This window comes from Moorena sp. SIO4A1, from assembly GCF_010672065.1.
Lineage (GTDB): Bacteria > Cyanobacteriota > Cyanobacteriia > Cyanobacteriales > Coleofasciculaceae > Moorena.
The window spans coordinates 1-1,800 of the sequence record NZ_JAAHHX010000478.1; the positions used below are offsets into that span (position 1 = coordinate 1).

At 41.7% G+C, this 1,800-nt stretch carries 2 protein-coding genes; both read left to right on the plus strand.

The window, feature by feature from the left end; translation table 11 throughout:
• Positions 1-133 precede the first annotated feature (133 nt).
• Positions 134-982, plus strand: a complete 849-nt coding sequence (locus F6K53_RS39670; protein ID WP_293085496.1) for a methyltransferase domain-containing protein — start codon at positions 134-136, stop codon at positions 980-982.
• A partial coding sequence (locus F6K53_RS39675; RefSeq protein ID WP_293085498.1) for a glycosyltransferase occupies positions 979-1,800 on the plus strand: 822 nt, incomplete at its 3' end. The genes F6K53_RS39670 and F6K53_RS39675, both read left to right, overlap by 4 nt.

Sequence of the window (1,800 nt, forward strand, 5' to 3'; positions counted from 1 at the left end):
ATTAATAGATGGAAAAATCAATTTTAATCAACGTAAGCATATGCGCTACGCGCACGCTACTTGAGGTGCCGTCAGCTGTCAGCCGTCAGCTTTGTGACACAGACATAATTTAAATGAAAACCAGCTTAGGTTGATGTTAAAACTAATAAATATAGGTTGCGGCTCTACATATTCTAATCATCCGGCGTGGACTAATGTTGATTTAGCACCACAATCATCCGATATTCATAATCATGATATCAGGAAAAAGTTGCCCTATCCTGATGCTTATTTTGATGCTTGTTATAGTTCTCATGTAATAGAACACCTCAAGCAGCATGATGCTGATCAACTTATTGCTGAGTGTTGGCGCATTCTTAAGCCACAGGGAATAATTAGAGCAGTTGTTCCTGATCTAGAATCAATAGCTAGACATTATATCTCTAATCTAGAACAGGTTGAGTCTGGTGTTACGGAAGCAGAGGCTAACTATGACTGGATAATGTTAGAACTTTATGACCAGACAGTGCGCCACGTTAAAGGTGGTGAAATGGCTAGTTATCTAGCTGATACTCATCTTACTAATAAAGAATTTATCAGATCTCGTATCGGTAGCAATGCTGATATATTTTTGGATAAAAACTCTGAAAAAAAATCCTGGATAGAGCGACTAGCATCTAAAGATAGGTATTGGTTTTACAAAACCTTGAGGAAGTTTAATCTCAGAACTAGTATTGCCAAATATCTAGTGACTCTGATCGCAGGGAATGAAGCACGACAAGCATTTGAAGTCGGGTTGTTTCGGAATTCAGGTGAAATTCATTATTGGATGTATGACCGGTTTTCTTTACGACGACTGCTGGAGCGCTCAGGATTTGTAGAGGTGCGCGTTTGTGGTGCTGATTCAAGCCGTATTCAAGATTTTAATAGCTACGGTCTAGATATGCTTGAGGGCAAAGTGCGTAAACCCGATTCACTGTTCATGGAAGGTATTAAACCATGAAGACTCTAATTGTTAGTAGTTTCGATATATCTGGTGGAGCTGCTCGTGCTGCCTATCGATTACATCAAGGTTTCCACAGCATTAATTTAGATTCCCAAATTTTAGTGCAGGAAAAATTTAGTCATGATCAAACTGTCATTGGACCAACAAAAAAGTTGACACAGGGCCTAGCCAGGAGCAGATGGACTTTTGGCGCTTTACCTCAAAAGCTTTACCCCCAACGGGAAGATAAAACCTTTTCTAGCCAGTGGTTTCCCGATGCAGTTGTTCCCAAAGTTGCCCGACTTAAGCCCGATATTATTAATCTCCATTGGATTTGTGCTGGCTATGTCCAAATTGAAACCATTGGGAAACTAAAGCGACCAATTGTTTGGACTCTTCATGATATGTGGCCATTCACAGGAGGATGTCACTACAATCACGATTGCGATCGCTATACAGTCTCCTGTGGTAATTGTCCTCAACTTAACAGCAGCAAAGACTGGGATTTATCCCGTTGGGTATGGCAGCGCAAAGCCAAAGCTTGGCGAAATCTTGACCTGACAGTTGTCACCCTCAGCTCATGGTTAGCCAAATGTGCCAGTGCCAGTTCCCTTTTCCAGGATCTGCGAATTGAGCTCATTCCCAATGGCATTGATACTCAACAGTACAGACCCATCCATCAGCAGGTAGCGCGAGAATTACTTAACTTACCCCAGGATAAGCAACTTATTTTATTTGGAGGAGTAAATGCCACTAGTCAAAAACGCAAAGGGTTTCAATTGTTACAACCAGCGCTCCAAGAGCTGAGCCAATCCGGATGGCGACATCAACTAGAG

What these genes read in the sequence shown, in the direction of transcription:
- F6K53_RS39670 (WP_293085496.1), top strand. Translation starts at nt 134, where the DNA reads ATGTTAAAACTAATAAATATAGGTTGCGGCTCTACATATTCTAATCAT.